The sequence below is a fragment of the Mesorhizobium sp. M0998 genome (genome assembly GCF_040318885.1).
Taxonomy (GTDB): Bacteria; Pseudomonadota; Alphaproteobacteria; order Rhizobiales; family Rhizobiaceae; genus Mesorhizobium.
This window is the reverse complement of the sequence record NZ_JAMYND010000014.1, coordinates 81,561-97,999: the sequence shown is the minus strand read 5'-3', so window position 1 is coordinate 97,999 and position 16,439 is coordinate 81,561. Positions and strand designations below refer to the sequence as shown.

The 16,439-nt window shown below is 63.3% G+C and carries 11 protein-coding genes; 2 read left to right on the top strand and 9 right to left on the bottom strand.

Going from position 1 to position 16,439, the window contains the following annotated elements:
* Positions 1–10 precede the first annotated feature (10 nt).
* The gene (locus NKH59_RS15775) at positions 11–1,696 is read right to left on the bottom strand and encodes a hypothetical protein (protein ID WP_352683372.1); all 1,686 of its coding nucleotides are present in this window, start codon (positions 1,694–1,696) and stop codon (positions 11–13) included.
* A 73-nt stretch (positions 1,697–1,769) separates the two neighbouring features.
* Positions 1,770–3,068, bottom strand: a complete 1,299-nt coding sequence (locus NKH59_RS15770; protein WP_023680654.1) for an adenylosuccinate synthase — start codon at positions 3,066–3,068, stop codon at positions 1,770–1,772.
* A 321-nt stretch (positions 3,069–3,389) separates the two neighbouring features.
* Here NKH59_RS15770 and NKH59_RS15765 point away from each other — a divergent pair, with 321 nt between their 5' ends.
* Positions 3,390–4,292 (top strand): DMT family transporter, encoded by a 903-nt coding sequence (locus NKH59_RS15765; protein WP_352613407.1) that lies wholly within the window; start codon positions 3,390–3,392, stop codon positions 4,290–4,292.
* 59 nt (positions 4,293–4,351) lie between these two features.
* On the opposite strand, the gene serA is transcribed toward NKH59_RS15765, so the two are convergent.
* The 5 genes from serA to glmM form a co-directional block, all read right to left on the bottom strand.
* Positions 4,352–5,950, bottom strand: coding sequence for a phosphoglycerate dehydrogenase (gene serA / locus NKH59_RS15760; protein ID WP_353022315.1), 1,599 nt, complete (start codon positions 5,948–5,950; stop codon positions 4,352–4,354).
* Between the two features lie 184 nt (positions 5,951–6,134).
* Positions 6,135–7,310 carry a phosphoserine transaminase gene (locus NKH59_RS15755; protein ID WP_353022313.1) on the bottom strand — a complete coding sequence of 392 codons (1,176 nt, stop codon included), beginning with the start codon at positions 7,308–7,310 and terminating at the stop codon, positions 6,135–6,137.
* A 182-nt stretch (positions 7,311–7,492) separates the two neighbouring features.
* Complete coding sequence (locus NKH59_RS15750; protein WP_353022312.1) at positions 7,493–8,242, bottom strand: outer membrane protein; 750 nt, start codon at positions 8,240–8,242, stop codon at positions 7,493–7,495.
* Positions 8,243–8,474: 232 nt separating this feature from the next.
* A complete protein-coding gene (locus NKH59_RS15745; protein WP_352613400.1) occupies positions 8,475–9,314 on the bottom strand; it encodes an outer membrane protein in 840 nt (279 codons plus the stop codon).
* A 226-nt stretch (positions 9,315–9,540) separates the two neighbouring features.
* Positions 9,541–10,893 carry a phosphoglucosamine mutase gene (glmM, locus tag NKH59_RS15740; protein WP_352471193.1) on the bottom strand — a complete coding sequence of 451 codons (1,353 nt, stop codon included), beginning with the start codon at positions 10,891–10,893 and terminating at the stop codon, positions 9,541–9,543.
* An 874-nt stretch (positions 10,894–11,767) separates the two neighbouring features.
* On the opposite strand from glmM, the gene NKH59_RS15735 reads away from it, so the two are divergent.
* Complete coding sequence (locus tag NKH59_RS15735; protein WP_502893708.1) at positions 11,768–12,430, top strand: hypothetical protein; 663 nt, start codon at positions 11,768–11,770, stop codon at positions 12,428–12,430.
* A 530-nt stretch (positions 12,431–12,960) separates the two neighbouring features.
* Here the strand turns inward: NKH59_RS15735 and ftsH are convergent.
* Positions 12,961–14,886 (bottom strand): ATP-dependent zinc metalloprotease FtsH, encoded by a 1,926-nt coding sequence (gene ftsH, locus NKH59_RS15730; protein WP_023677989.1) that lies wholly within the window; start codon positions 14,884–14,886, stop codon positions 12,961–12,963.
* Between the two features lie 106 nt (positions 14,887–14,992).
* Entirely contained in the window at positions 14,993–16,429 is a 1,437-nt protein-coding gene (tilS, locus tag NKH59_RS15725; protein ID WP_352471195.1) for a tRNA lysidine(34) synthetase TilS, read from the bottom strand.
* Positions 16,430–16,439 lie beyond the last annotated feature (10 nt).

Genomic DNA, 16,439 nt, shown 5'->3' with positions numbered 1-16,439 from the left:
TGAGCCGACCTCACCCCGCCGTCTTTGTCTGCCAGGCCTTTAGCGCCTCGTCAAACACCTTCTCGCCTGGAATGCCCTTTTCCATGGTGAGCAGCGCCCGCCGCCCGGTCTTGTAGACGACCGGCACGTCGATCCAGTCCTGACCTCTGAGCAAGGTCAGATTGGCGTCTTCATCCGCCTTGGTATCGTTGAGCGCAACCAGGAAGAAACCGTCGGCGATCTTGGCCGGGATGCCGATCAGCGGGCTTCCGGCATCTTGCTCGGAGCCCTTCATGGCGACACGCAGGATGTTGTCGACGCCGCCGCCCTCGAAGCCGTCAGGCGTCAGGAAGATCATCTCGATAATATGGCTGGCCGGCAGCGTCTGGTCGGTGTTGCGACGGATCGTCATGCGCAACTGGATATCCTTGCCTGGAATGGTCGCCTCGGCGCGGATCGCCGGCTCGGGCGGCAGGTCGCCGCCGGGCGATTCCTGCACCAGCGACCAGACGATGTTGCCGGGCTCGGCCGAGCCTTGAGCGGTGCTGGTGCGCTCCTCGTAGAAGATCGCCTTCTGGCCGACGGCCAACGTGGCTTGCGGCGGAACTGCCGTTGGTGCCGCTGCCGGTGCTGGCGGCGGGGCGGCCGCTGCAGGCGCTGCTGCCCCGTTGGCGGGCGGCGTTGCGGGAGTTGGTGCAGCGGACCCATCGACTGCTGGAGCATTGGCCGTGGCTTGCGTGTCGGCGGGTGCGGCCGGAGCCGGCGCGGCCGGTGCCGGGGTGGTCGGCGCTTGTGCGGCCGATGGCGGCGTGGTCAGTGCGGCGACGGATTCGCCTTCGCCGATGCCCGCCTGCCCGGCCGCGGGGCCGGGATCGACTTCGTGCCCCTCGGGCGTCAGGCGCTGCGTGAACTTCGCGCCCTCGCCGGCATCCGTCGGAGGCGCGGCGGCCGGTACGGCCGCATCGGCCACCGGCTTGGCCGGGGCTGGTTTTACCAGCGGTTCGGTGGCGACGGCTGTGGTCGAGTCGAGGCCGAGCATGCTGCCGAACGCATCCTTGTTCAGCCAGATGCCATAGCCACCACCGGCAATGACGAGCAAGGCAATGGCGGCGGCGATCACACCGCCATAGCTGCGCCTGCGCTCGGCAGGATAGAGCCGCTGGAACCTGTCCTCCGCGGGGCCGCCGTCGTTGGAAAAGTCGTCGCCCGGAAAAACGCCGTCTTGGCCGTCAGCCGTCGGAAGATCCATATCGGACGGCGGCGGACCAGCGCGCTCCTGAGAAAGAGCGACGGGCTGCGGCTTTTGCCAGTTCGGCGCCGCCTTGGCGGGCGTGGGCTGCCAGGCCGGCCCAGTCTTTGCTGGCTCCGTCTTTGCCGGCTCGGTCTTGGCCGGCTGCCATGCCGGCTCCGTCTTTGCTGGCTGTCGGATATGGCTGGACTGGTTCTTGTTGCGGTCGATGGAGGAGAAGATGTCCTCCAGTTCCGCCAGCGGGTCGGGTGGCGGCGCAGGCTTGGCATAGTCCCGCTCGACTTTGGCGATGGCGTCTTCCAGTGCACGCATCTGCCGGTCGACATCGGAAGGCGTCATGGTGGCCTTCTCTGCGAGTTGTTTCGCGATTGACGAACGGGCCCTGTCATAGACCCTGGCGCGCACTTCCGCCGACGGCTCACCGAGTTTATCGAGCGCCTTTTTCAGAATAGGAACAAAATCTACCATACGTCAGTCGACCTGCATTTGTTTCTGGGCCGGCCCCCGCAAATCAGCCGCAATGCCCGGAAAGGCTGAGAAACTAGTCTTGAAACGGATCGGTCACAAGTATCGTGTCGTCCCGTTCAGGGCTGGTGGAAAGGAGTGCGACCGGCGCGCCGATCAGCTCCTCGATGTAGCGGACGTACTTCACCGCCTGGGCCGGCAGGTCGTTCCAGCTGCGTGCGCCGGCAGTGGTGCCTTTCCACCCCTCCAGCGTCTCGTAGACCGGTTCGACGCGGGCCTGCGCACCCTGGCTGGCCGGCAGGTAATCGATCGCCTCGCCGTCGAGTCGGTAGCCGGTACAGACCTTGATCTCGTCCAGCCCATCGAGCACATCGAGCTTGGTCAGCGCAATGCCCTTGATGCCGTTGACGGCGACGGCCTGGCGGACCAGCACGGCATCGAACCAGCCGCAGCGGCGCTTGCGGCCGGTGACGACGCCGAATTCATGGCCGCGCGTGCCCAGGAACTCGCCGATCTCGTTCTTCTGTTCGGTTGGAAACGGGCCTTCGCCGACGCGCGTCGTATAGGCCTTGGTGATGCCGAGCACATAACCGATGGCGCCCGGCCCGACACCCGACCCGGCGGCGGCCTGGCCGGCAACCGTATTGGACGAGGTGACGAACGGATAGGTGCCGTGGTCGATGTCAAGCAACGTCCCTTGCGCGCCCTCGAACAGGATGCGCTCGCCGGCGCGGCGCTTGTCGTCGAGGATTTTCCAGACGCGGTCCATATAGGGCAGGATCTCGTCGGCCACCGAGATCAGCTCGCTCATGATCGCCTCGTGCGTGACCTCGGCATGGCCGAGCCCGCGCCGCAGCGCATTGTGGTGCGTCAGCAGCCTGTCGACCTTCAAGGGCAGCGTTTCCAAATCCGCCAAATCCATCACCCTGACCGCGCGCCGGCCCACCTTGTCTTCATAGGCGGGACCGATGCCGCGACGGGTCGTGCCGATCTTCGTTCCGGAATTGGAAGCGGCGTCCTCGCGAAATCCGTCCAGCTCCCGGTGCAAGGACAGGATAAGCGCGGTGTTTTCGGCTATTTTCAGGCGGTCTGGCGTCACCTCGACGCCCTGCGCCTTCAATTTCGCAACCTCCGCGACGAAAGCGTGCGGATCGAAGACGACGCCATTGCCGATGATGGACAGCTTGCCTTGCCGCACCACGCCGGACGGCAGCAGCGACAGCTTGTAGACCTTGCCGTCGACGACCAGCGTATGGCCGGCATTGTGGCCGCCCTGGAAGCGCACGACAACATCGGCGCGCTCCGACAGCCAGTCTACGATCTTGCCTTTGCCCTCATCGCCCCATTGCGAGCCGACGACCACCACATTGGCCATATTTCTTTTCCCTTGAGACGCCGCACGAGCAGCTTGAAACAGTTCGAAACGACAGGCCTCTATCGCATCGGCCCCCAAAATCGGAATCGATTTTCGGAAAGCACGACGCGAGGATTAAAGCCTTCCGACGCGTACTTTGTAGCGTCCAATTGCACGCACGTCGTTCTATAGCGTCAAGACCCGTCGAGCGCGACCACTCTTTGCCGCCCAAAACGCTCCGAGGCACAACAATTTTCGCCTTTGACATCATTTACTTGGGCTGGCGGTCGCAATAGGCCCACACCGACCGTCAAATTCCCTCTGCCTGGCCGGGAGTTCACGATGCATCGAGCCGCCTATCTGTTCCTGCTGTTCACCACCTTGCTGTGGGGCGGCAACTCCGTGGCGGGAAAGCTGGCGGTCGGTCATATCTCGCCGATGACGCTGGTCTTCCTGCGTTGGCTGCTGGCGGTTCTGATTCTGCTGCCGATCGGCTGGGGAACGCTACGCCAAGACTGGCCGGTGGTGCGCAGGCATTGGTTGCTGCTTGGCGGGCTCGGCGCTTGCGGCTTCGCCTTCTTCAACACGATCTTCTACACGGCGCTCAACTACACCACGGCGATCAACGTCTCGATCGAGCAGGCGGCGATACCGATCGTGATCATCATCGCCAATTTCCTGCTGTTTCGCCTGCGGGTGAACCGGGTGCAGATCGCTGGCGTCGTGCTGACCATCATTGGCGTCGCGGTGACGGCGAGCCATGGCGACCTGCGCCAGCTTCTCAAGCTGGATCTCAACTTTGGCGACGCGATCATGCTGGTCGCCGTGCTTTGCTACTCCTTCTATTCGGTGGGGTTGCGGCTGAAGCCGATAATCCGCTGGCAGAGCCTGATGCTGGCGCTGTCGGTTGCCGCACTCGTCACATCGCTGCCTTTCTTCCTGTGGGAGATTGCCGCCGGCAAAGTCATCGTCCCCGATGCCCGCGGCTGGGCGGTCGCGTTCTATACCGCCATCGGTGCTTCGGTCATCTCGCAAATCTTCTACATCAGGGGCAACGAGCTGATCGGCGCCAACCGCGCCGGCCTGTTCATCAATCTGGTGCCGATCTTCGGCACGCTGCTATCGGTGCTGATTGTCGGCGAGACATTCCAGCTCTATCAGGCGCTGGCTCTCGCGCTGGTGCTCGGTGGCATCAGCCTCGCCGAATACAGCGGACGGAAGATGGCGGCATCCGCTGCTGAATGAAGTCGCTTGCCGCGACGTTCCACCGCCCCGCGTGCTGCTGCACACGGGGCGACCGAATTTCAGGCTATCCCAACATCGAAATGCAGCCGCTTGGCAGAGTCGATCGACTTGTGCGAGCGCACCTGCGCCAACACGTTTTCCGGGAATGGCGCATCGAGATAGAGCAATGCGATGGCATCACCGCCCGGCCGGTTGCGGCCGAGCTGGAAATTGGCGATGTTGACGCCGTTCTCGCCGCACACCGTGCCGAGCAGACCGATGATGCCGGGCGCGTCGGCATTGGTCGTGTAGAGCATGTGCTGGCCAACCTCGGCGTCGAGATTGATGCCCTTGATCTGGATGAAGCGCGGCTTGCCGTCCGAAAAACACGTGCCGGCGATCGAGCGCGTCCTGTGCTCGGTCTTGACCGTCAGCTTGATATAGCCGTCGAACACGCCCGACTTGTCGCGCTTGACCTCGGCGACGATGATGCCGCGCTCCTTCACCATGATCGGCGCCGACACCATGTTGACGTCGGCGACCTGCGGCCGGATCAGCCCGGCAAGAGTGGCGCTGATCAGCGCCCGCGTGTTCATCGTCGCGGTCGAGCCGTCGAACAGGATCTCGACCTCCTTGATCGGATCCTCGGTGACCTGGCCGACAAAGGCGCCGAGCACTTCGGCGAGCTTGACGAAAGGTTTCAGCCGCGGCGCCTCTTCGGCGGTGATCGACGGCATGTTGATGGCGTTGGAAACGGCGCCCTTGATCAGATAGTCGGACATCTGCTCGGCGACGTGCAGGGCGACATTCTCCTGCGCTTCGGTGGTCGACGCGCCGAGATGCGGCGTCGCCACGACATTGTCCATGCCGAACAGTGCGTTGTTCTCCGCCGGTTCGACCTCGAACACGTCGATGCCGGCGCCGGCCACCTTGCCGCTCTTCAGCGCCGCGATCAGGTCGGCCTCGACGATCAGCCCGCCACGGGCGCAGTTGATGATACGCACGCCGGTCTTCATCTTGGCGATCGCCGCGGCGTCGATGATGTTGCGCGTCTTGTCGGTAAGCGGCGTATGCAGCGTGATGAAGTCGGCGCGGGCGAACAGCTCGTCGAGCTCGACCTTTTCGACGCCGAGCTCCTCGGCGCGGCTGTCCGACAGGAATGGATCGAAGGCGATGACATGCATCTTCAGGCCGACGCCGCGCGTAGCGACGATCGAACCGATATTGCCGCAGCCGATGATGCCCAGCGTCTTGCCGGTGATCTCGACACCCATGAAGCGGTTCTTTTCCCATTTGCCGGCGTGGGTCGAGGCGTTGGCCTCCGGTATCTGGCGGGCCAGCGCGAAGATCATGGCGACGGCATGCTCGGCGGTGGTGATCGAATTGCCGAAGGGCGTGTTCATCACGATGATGCCCTTGCGGCTCGCCGCCGGGATGTCGACATTGTCGACGCCGATGCCGGCGCGGCCCACGACCTTCAGCCTGGTCGCGGCATTGATCAGCTTCTCCGTGACCTTTGTCGCCGAGCGGATGGCCAGCCCATCATACTGGCCGATCACTTCGAGCAGTTTTTCCTTGTCCTTGCCGAGATCCGGCAAATAGTCGACCTCGATGCCGCGATCCCTGAATATCTGCACGGCGGTGGTGGAAAGTTTGTCTGAGACGAGAACGCGGGGCATTGGCTTGGTCCTTTGCGATTGGCGTCCCTCCCCCTTTGAGGGGAGGGTCGGCGCGAAGCGCCGGGGTGGGGTCGTTGCGGCCGGATGCGGCCAAATCTTTTTCTTTCTGGATGGCGGATAGTTGAGCGGGTGGAGGCGACCCCACCCGGCCCTTCGGGCCACCCTCCCCTCGAGGGGGAGGGAGTCAGGCCGCCGCTTTGAGCGACGCCTTTTGCGCGGCAAAGGCCCAGTCGAGCCAGGGCAGCAACGCTTCGAGATCGGAGGTCTCGACTGTCGCCCCGCACCAGATGCGCAGGCCGGGCGGTGCATCGCGGTAGGCACCAATGTCGTAGGCGACGCCTTCCTTGTCGAGCGCCGAGACAATTGCCTTGGCGAATGCAGCCTGTCCGTCGGCGTCGAGTGCAGCGACTTGCCGGTCGGTGAAGGAAAGGCAGACCGACGTGTTCGAACGCGTCGCCGGGTCTACGGCAAGATGGCCGAGCCAGGAAGATTTCCGGACAAAGCGATCGAGAACGGCGGCATTGGCATCCGCTCTGGTGACCAGCGCGTCGAGGCCGCCGATCGACTTCGCCCAACGCAGCGCGTCGAGATAGTCCTCGACGCACAGCATCGACGGCGTGTTGATAGTCTCGCCCTTGAAGATGCCTTCGATCAGCTTGCCGCCCGAGGTGAGGCGGAAGATTTTCGGCAACGGCCAGGCTGGCTTGTAGCTTTCCAGGCGTTCGACGGCGCGCGGGCTGAGGATCAGCATGCCGTGCGCGCCCTCACCGCCCAGCACTTTCTGCCAGGAGAACGTGACGACGTCGAGTTTCTGAAAATCGAGCTGTTGCGCAAAGGCCGCCGAAGTCGCGTCGCAGATGGTCAGGCCCTTGCGGGTGGCCGGGATGAAATCGCCGTTCGGCACGCGCACACCCGACGTCGTGCCGTTCCAGGTGAAGACCACGTCGCGGTCGAAGTCGATTTTGGTCAGGTCCGGCAGTGCGCCGTAGTCCGCCTCTAACCTGCGAACATCGGCGAGCCTCAGCTGCTTGACCACATCAGTGACCCAGCCGGAGCCGAAGCTCTCCCAGGCGACCATGTCGACGCCGCGCTCGCCGAGCAGCGACCACAGCCCCATTTCGACCGCGCCGGTATCCGAGGCCGGCACGATGCCGATGCGGTAATCCGCCGGAACCTGGAGGATTTCCCGCGTCAGCTCGATCGCTTGTTCGAGCTTGGTCTTGCCGATCTTGGCACGGTGCGAGCGCCCGAGCGCGGCATTTTTGAGCGCCTCGACCGACCAGCCGGGGCGTTTTGCACAGGGACCTGAGGAAAAATTGGGATTTGCCGGACGGAATCCGGGCTTCGTATGCGTCGTCATCGTGGTCTATCCTTCCAGATAGTGGCCCCTCGTTGGGGAGGGGTGGCCCACGGACGGCGATATGCGTTCAGGCTTTCGGCGTCAAGGGGAAAGTTTTTGTCGCTGCCGGGATATTGCCGGCGACGAAACGCAAACGGCGGGCCTACGACCCGCCATTGTCAACGCCTCGGCTTCGATCGAGCCTACCAGAGATCGTAGCGTAGTCCGACTTTGACTTGATGATTGTTGATTCCTTTGCGGATCGGAAAGGAAGTCAGGCTCTCGGCAGTCACATATTCGGCGTCTGGCGCGGAAAAATACTGATAGCCCAGATCGACTGAGACGTTCTTGGACACTTGGTAGGCAAGCCCGGCATTCAGCGTGTAGGCGAAGGAGTACTGGGTCTTGTTGTCATGCCGGACGAAATCGTCGGTGGGGTCGGCGTTGTCGGTGAAGTAGCTCGCCGACAGGCGACGCTTGCTCTGCACGACACCGACACCGGCGCCGAGATAAGGTGTGATTCCGACATAGGTGCCAAGGTCGACATAGCCGTTGAGTATGCCTGAGAAGGCATAGTTCTTCAGGGTCGCCGATGCCACGGTCGTTCCGTCGTTATAGCCGATGTCGATCTTGTTGCCGGGAAGATAGCCGACATTGAGATCGGCGCGCAGATAGTCGTTGAAATGGTAGCCGAAGCCGATGCTGGCGAAGATGGGATCTTCCTTTTCGTCGAAGCTCGCGGGTGTAAAGGCGAAATGCTCATCCTTGAAGCTCTTCTGCACCAGATAGGAGACATCGCCGCGCAGATACCATCCCGAGCCAACCTCGACCGGTACATAGTCGGGCGCCTGGTCGACATAGACCGGCGGTTCGTAATCGGCGCCAAGCGCCGGCGTCAGCGGCACCAGGACGACTGCTGCAAGCGCCAGTGCTACAGGCGATTTGAATGTCATGGTCCTCGGCTCCCGAACTTGGCGCATTCGCGATCGCGCGCCGTTTCAGACAGCATTGTTAACCATAGTGGTTAAGTGCGGGTTAAGGATAACAAGGCGTTAGCAATTGATTTGATCCGTTTTCGCTGCTCGAGCCGGACGGTGTTACAGGGCAACGCAGCATCTTTAGGCAGCCAAACGAAACCGCCCGGCATCAGCCGGGCGGTCGACGAATTCCTCGATTTCGAAGCGACTACTTCGTGTAGACCGGCTCGGGTTCCGGGACGTAAGGCTCCGGCGGCGCACAGTCCGACCTGCCGAACTGGTAGCGCAGGCCGCCGCGCACTTCGTGAACGTTGATACCTTTGTCATAGCCGGGGCCGACATTGGGGAGGGAGGCATAGTCGAACATCTTACCGCCGTTGATGTGGCTGAAGCGGTAGCCGACATCTAGTTTGACGCGGTCAGTCAGGCAGTAGGATGCGCCCGCCATGGCAGCATAGGCAAACCGCCAGCCCTTGCCGCCGGCATGATCAAATGAACCGTCGCTGTCCACGTTGTGCAGTTCATCCCACTTGACCCAGGCACCGCCGATGCCGGCGCCGACGTAAGGCGTGATCCCATGCCAGGTGCCGATATCGACATAGGCGTTGGCCAAGAGCAGCAGCGCCGAATAGGACGAGGTATCGACGGACGTGCAAGGCGTTTGCTGTGGGCCGCAGAAGCCGTTGGTCGAGCCGCGGAATTTGGACTTGCTCATCCAGTCCAGGGTGAGATCGGTGCGGAAATGCTCGTCGATCTGGTAACCAACACCGCCGCCGGCCGAGAAGGCGCCATCCAGCTTGCCTGTATCGAACTTGCCGGGATTCTGGGGCGCCACACCGTAGGTGATGTAGTCGCCACCACGAAACTTCGACCAGTGATAGTCGATGTCGCCGCGGATATACCAGCCGCCGAATTCGGCCGGCTGCTCATAGGCAACCGGTGGCGGTGCCTCCTCGACGACGGGCGGCTCGACGAAATCGGCGGCGAATGCCGGTCCGACGCCGGCAAACAGCGCGGCCAGAAGAGCCATTCTAGCTGTGTTGAACATGCTTATCACCCCTGAGAACCCTCGAACGGCGAACGCGCCCGAAATGTGATTGACCTCAGTTGTGGATAATGAATCGGAAAGGTTAAAAGGCGTTTAACCGTATTGATTAACCACGAATCTCTAAAAGTGGAGCAATCTGGCGGCCGTTGCTGCAGGCGGAGCTGGCCGCGACCCAATAAAAAAGCCCGCCGGCAAGGCGGGCTTTTGAACCGATGTTGGAGGGAGATCAGGCGGCGCTGCGCGTTTCCGAAATGACCTCGACGATGTCGTTGACCACGGACTCGACAAGCTGCGGGTCGTCGCCCTCCGCCATGACGCGGATGAGCGGCTCCGTGCCGGATGGCCGGATGACCAGGCGCCCGGCCTTGCCGAGGCGATTGCGCGCATCTTCGATCGCCGCCTTGACCGGCGCCTCCTCCAGCGGCTTGCCGCCGGAAATATGCACATTCTTCAAAAGCTGCGGCACCGGCTCGAATTTCTTCGACAGTTCGCTGACCGGTCGGTTATGCCGCTTGATGCAGGCGAGCACTTGGAGCGCCGAGACGAGGCCGTCGCCGGTGGTCGAGAAATCGGACAGCACGATGTGGCCCGACTGTTCGCCGCCGACATTGAGTCCATGGGCACGCATGTGCTCGACGACATAGCGGTCACCGACCTTGGTGCGATGCAACTGCAGGTTCATGTCGCCGAGGAAGCGTTCGAGGCCGAGATTGGACATCACCGTCGAGACGACGCCGCCGCCGGCCAGCCGTCCGCTCTGCTGCCAGGATTCGGCGATCAGCGCCATGATCTGGTCGCCATCGACGATCGCGCCGTTCTCGTCGACAATGACGACACGGTCGGCATCGCCGTCGAGCGCAATGCCGATATCGGCGCGCACCTCGTGCACCTTCTTTTGCAGGCCGGCCGGATGAGTCGAGCCGCATTCCTTGTTGATGTTGAAGCCGTTGGGCTCGACATTGATGGCAACGACCTCGGCGCCGAGTTCCCACAGCGCGTCGGGCGCCACCTTGTAGGCGGCGCCATTGGCGCAATCGACGACGATGCGCAGGCCCGACAGCGACATCGAGCGCGGCAGCGTGCGCTTGGCGAATTCGATATAGCGGTCATGCACGCCGTCGACGCGTTTGGCGCGGCCGAGCCCATCGGAATCGGCGAGCGCCAGTTCGATATCCTTGTCGAGCATCCCCTCGATACGCTCCTCGATCTCATCGGACAGCTTGTAGCCATCGGGGCCGAACAGCTTGATGCCGTTGTCGTAATAGGGGTTGTGCGAGGCAGAGATCATCACGCCGATATCGGCGCGCAGCGAGCGCACCAGCATGGCAACAGCCGGCGTCGGGATCGGGCCGAGCAGGAAGACATCCATGCCGGCGGCGCACAGGCCCGACACCATGGCGTTCTCGATCATGTAGCCGGAAAGCCTGGTATCCTTGCCGAGCACGACGCGGTGGCGGTGGCTGCCGCGCTGGAACGAGAGGCCGGCGGCCATGCCGACCCGCATGGCGACCTCCGCCGTCATTGGAAACTTGTTGGCGCGCCCACGAATGCCGTCCGTACCGAAATAATGTCCTGCCATGTTCGCCAGCTTCCCGATGGTTCTTTCCGAGCATCTCATGCCATAAAATGGCCCAAGCCCCGTCATCACATTGTATGATTATGGACGACCAATCCTTAGAAAATTGTTGTTTTGTGTGTTTTACGTCACGCTAGTGTGTTGATTTTCAAGTTCCGAGCCCTTGTTGCGGCAGCAGCATCAGAAACATCAACTCAAACCTCATCTGGATCCTTTGGGCTGTGGCAGTGTGGCCTTGAACCCGAATCCGCATCGTGCTGCTCCAGACAGCGGTGGGCTCAGGTCCGCCGCAGCCGCCGATTTGACTGGCTGTCATTCGACGCAGTGTCCTCGCTGGGAACCAGCCATAGGCGCGCGCTCCGTGCAATGCACCCGGACGAACTTGGCGGGGAGACGGTCCCGGCAACGAATTCATCACCTTAAAGAAAAGAATGCACTTCTAAATTTGTCTCTACGCTACTTAGCATCTGGCGCAACCAGCCGTTGAGCGCTATTGCTGCACTGGGACATATCATGAACCGCCGTAGGGAGAAAACGCATGCTCATCCACCGACTTGCCACTTTGACGGGTCTTGCCGTCGCGACCTTATTCCTGGCGGCGCCTGCCAGCGCGCTGACCATGGCCGAGTGCAGCACCAAGTATAACACGGCCAAGGACGCGGGAACGCTTGGCGGGCAGAACTGGAACCAGTTCCGCAAGGCCCAATGCGGCACCGATGCTTCCGCCGCTACAACCGAACCCGCGCCAGCCAAAGCCACGGCCAAGGCTGCCGACACGACCAAGGCAGCCGCCGCCGACGATGCGGCGCCGGGCCTGACGGCGAAGGAGTGCAGCACCAAATACCAGGCCGCCAAGGCTGCCGGCACGCTCAACGGCATGAAGTGGAACGATTTCCGCAAGACCCAGTGCGCCGCCGGCGCGACGGCAGCCGCACAACCCGCCGCCAAGACCAAAGCAGCGGCGGCCAGCAGCGATGACGCAGCGCCTGGGCTGACGGCCAAGGAATGCAGCACCAAATACCAGGCCGCCAAGGCTGCCGGCACGCTCAACGGCATGAAGTGGAACGACTTCCGCAAGAGTGAATGCGCCGCCGGCGCAAGTGCAGCCGCACAACCCGCCGCGGCACCTGCCAAGGCGACGACAGCCGCCGCGACCGATACCGGCAAAGGCGTCAGCATGGCGGATTGCAGCGCCAAATATCAGGCTGCCAAGGCCGGCAACACGCTGAACGGCATGAAGTGGAACGACTTCCGCAAGAGCCAATGCGGCGCCGGCGCAGCCGACGACGACACCCTGCCGGCTCCCGATGCCAAATACACCGGCGATCCGCAACCGCCGACCATCACCGCCCCCCAGGGCGTGAAATTCCCGACGGCGATCTCCAAGAAGTATGCAACCGAGACCCCGGCCAAGGGCCGCATGCACACCTGTCTCGACCTCTACTACGCCAACAAGGACGCCAACACGCTGGGCGGCCTCAGGTGGATCCAGAAGGGCGGCGGCTTCTACAGCCTCTGCAACGCCAAGCTGAAGAGCTGACCGGCGCCACCATCCGACGACATGAGCCCGCGAGCCGCAAGGTTCGCGGGCTTTTTGTTGCTGCCGAACAAGTGAGAGGGCCTTCCGAGGTCGAACCAACTGTCAGATCGTGTTTCTTGGCTCTGTCCGGCCGACATCGATCTCGGCACCACCGGAACTCTCATAGCCAGAAGCAGAAAACCCGCCTCGGCGGGCGGGTCATCAGCGCCAATTGGCACCATACTCAGATTAGTAGCATAGCTGCCGGCACAAAGCAAGAACAAAATGTGGCGCCGCCGGCAAAAAATGCGAGCTTCATTCTCCGGCGCGCCTTGTCGATCTTCCCGAAGTCGTCAACGAGGCCGATAGAAGGCCCCCATTCCTTCGCGCCTCTCTCTGTCCTGCCGGACATCTCCCCCGCGAGGCGGGAGATTGGCCGTCATCGTCACTTTCGCCAATTTCCTGCGATGCAGGAAGGGTCGCATTCCCCAAGAGAAAACGCCGCGGTTAGAGCCGCGGCGTTTCGAAGTCGATCTGTGCCGGGCCGGAGCCTAGCTTGACGGCTGAGGTTCCATGCCGCCTTCGGGCTCGGGGCCTTTCTTGCGGCGGCCGGACTTCGGCACGGCCGAGCCGCGGCTCGGCGGCGTGTCGTCGCCAAGGTCGCGCGCGGGCTTATTGCCGGCGATCAGCTGCTTGATCTCCTCGCCGGACAGCGTCTCGTATTCGAGCAGGCCCTGCGCCAACGCGATCCATTCCTTCTTTTTCTTGGTCAGGATGGACCTTGCCGTTGAATAGGCCTCGTCGATCAGCCGGCGCACTTCGGCGTCGATGATTTGCGCCGTCTCTTCCGAGATGTTCTGCGTGCGCGCCACCGAATGGCCGAGGAACACCTCCTCCTGGTTGTCGCCATAGGCGACATGGCCGAGCTTGTCGGAGAAGCCCCAGCGCGTCACCATGGCACGCGCCAGCTTGGTCGCCTGCTCGATATCGGAGGAGGCGCCGGAGGTGATGTTCTCCTTGCCGAACTTGAACTCCTCGGCGACACGGCCGCCCATCATGATGGCGAGGCGCGAGATCATGTATTTGTAGCTCATCGAATAGCGGTCGCCTTCCGGCAGCTGCATGACCATGCCGAGTGCCCGGCCGCGCGGAATGATGGTCGCCTTGTGCAGCGGATCGGCCGACGGCACGTTGAGCGCCAGGATGGCATGACCGGCCTCGTGATAGGCGGTCAGCTCCTTCTCGGCCTGTGTCATCGCCGACGAGCGGCGCTCGGCGCCCATCATGATCTTGTCCTTGGCGTCCTCGAATTCGGCCATGGTGACGAGGCGCTTGTTGCGCCGCGCCGCCATCAGGGCGGATTCGTTGACCAGGTTCATCAGATCGGCGCCGGAAAAGCCCGGCGTGCCGCGCGCGATCACCTTGAGGTCGACATTGGGCGCCAGCGGCACGTTGCGCACATGCACCTTCAGGATCTTCTCGCGGCCGACGATGTCGGGGTTCGGCACCACCACCTGGCGGTCGAAGCGGCCCGGCCTCAGCAGCGCCGGATCGAGCACGTCTGGCCGGTTGGTGGCGGCGATCAGGATGATGCTTTCGTTGGATTCGAAGCCATCCATCTCGACCAGCAGCTGGTTCAGCGTCTGCTCGCGTTCATCATTGCCGCCGCCCAGGCCGGCGCCGCGATGGCGGCCGACCGCGTCGATTTCGTCGATGAAGATGATGCAAGGCGCGTTCTTCTTGGCCTGGTCGAACATGTCGCGAACGCGGCTTGCGCCGACGCCGACGAACATCTCGACGAAGTCCGAGCCCGAAATGGTGAAGAACGGCACGTTGGCTTCACCCGCGACCGAGCGGGCGAGCAGCGTCTTGCCGGTTCCAGGAGGACCGACGAGCAGCACACCGCGCGGGATCTTGCCGCCGAGCCGCTGGAATTTCTGCGGGTCGCGCAGGAACTCGACGATCTCTTCCAGATCTTCCTTGGCTTCGTCGACGCCGGCGACGTCCTGGAAGGTGACGCGGCCATGTGCTTCGGTCAAAAGCTTGGCCTTCGACTTGCCGAAGCCCATGGCGCGGCCGGAACCGGACTGCATCTGGCGCATGAAGAATATCCAGACGCCGAGGATGAGGATCATCGGCAGCCAGGAGATCAGGGTGCCGAACAGCGAATTGGAGCCGTCGGATTCAGGACGCGCGTTGATGGTGACGTTCTTGTCCTGCAGCCGCGAAACCAGTGACGGGTCCCCAGGCGAATAGGTCTGGAAGCCGTTGGAACTGTCCGTGTAATTGCCGGAGATACGGGCGCCGGCGATGGTCACCGACTTGATCCGTCCCGCCGCGACTTCCTGCAGGAACTGCGAATAGGGAACATCGCTCGAGGCTCCACGCGTCTGCGGCGTCTGGAAAAGATTGAAGAGAGCGATGAGCAGGACCGCTATGATCGCCCAGAGCGCGAGGTTGCGATAATTCGGATTCATCAATTGTCCCGTTGGCGCCCGCTGGGCGGACACGCGTCGTGAGAGGAAACTTGGCCCTAACATAGGGAGAGCGTCTCCCATTGCCAAGCATAACAGCAGGTCTCGGTTAAGCTTTCGCCCGTGGTAGGCCGGCATTGTGGCCGCCGAACGGCACGGCTGGAACGGGCGCCGCGCCAAGCAACGCGGCGACGGCATCGGCCGGCGCCAGATCGAAGGACGGCAGGAAACGGGCGAAGGGCGCGACTGCCGGATATGCGGCGACAGCCGCCGGCATCGGGCCTTCCCCGGGCAAACCCGGGCCTTCCCCCAGCAAACCAAGGCATTCGCCATCCCGCCAGAGCGCCGGCTCGGCGGCCAAGGCGGCACGCACAAGGCTTGCCGGCGTGCCATGCCCGGCAATTGCCCGCTTTGCGGCAAGAGCCGCCCCGAGCGGTGCTATCAACAGCGGCGCGATCATCAACAATGCACCTGGACTGTCGCCCAATGTGATCCGTCTGCGGCCGTCCCACAGGGCATTGCCGGAAACCGCAACAGCGGGCGGCAGATCGCGCAATTCGCGGTGCAGAAAGATGCCGGTACGCCGGGCATCGATCACGGTCCGCGACAATGTGGCACAAAGCGGCCCGGTGCGGAACCGGCCGAAAAGGGCTTCGCTGCGGGCCTGGTCGGGAAGAAAGGCGGTGCCGCCGGTCGCCGCCAGCAGGATGCGCAGCGCATAAATGGCCGACCGGCTGTCGGCGGCCGTCGCAAAATCCCGATCGAGCCGGACGAGGCCGGCGGCCGGCCTGGAGGCCAAGCTGTGGATCAGCATGGCCGCGCGATGTCCCAGCTGCTCACGCTCGACCGCCGCCTTGCTGGCCAGCGCTATCGCTTCAGCCACGCTAGGCGTACCATCGCCTTCGGCAAGTGCTGCGCGGACGCGCGGCCGCTCGAAAGCGGTGTCGGCATTGGTCGGATCTTCGATCCAGGCAACCTGTTCACGCCGCAGGAATTCGCGCAGCTCAGCACGCCGCACGCGGAGCAGCGGCCGCACGATCCAGTGCCGCCACTCGTAGAGGGTTGCCGGCGCCATGCCGGCAAGGCCCCGCGCTTCGTCGCGCGGCCTCTCCTCACCTGGCCCGTCGTCACGTGCTTGCCGCATCAGCACGGTCTCGGCCTGGTCGTCGGCGGTGTGGCCGGTCAGGATCAGGCCGATGCCTGCCGCTTCGGCGGCCTCGGCGAGCAGCCGGTAGCGGGCTTCGCGCGCGGCGGCGGGCAGGCCGGTCGATGGTTTGTGCCCCGACCAGGCGAGGATGCGATGGGCAATGCCGCGCGCCGCGCACAGCCTGGCCACGGCTTGCGCTTCCGCTGCCGCTTGCGGCCGCAGTTGATGATCGATCGTTACCGCCAGCAATTTCGTTGCCGGGGCGTTACGATCGAGATGGGCTTTGAGGAGGAGGAGAAGGGCGGTCGAGTCGCTGCCGCCGGACACGGCCGCAACAGCGCCGTTGGAAAAGTCGATCCGCGAAAAATCCGAAAGGTCAGGCTCGCTGTCGAGCGTCATGCATGTCGCC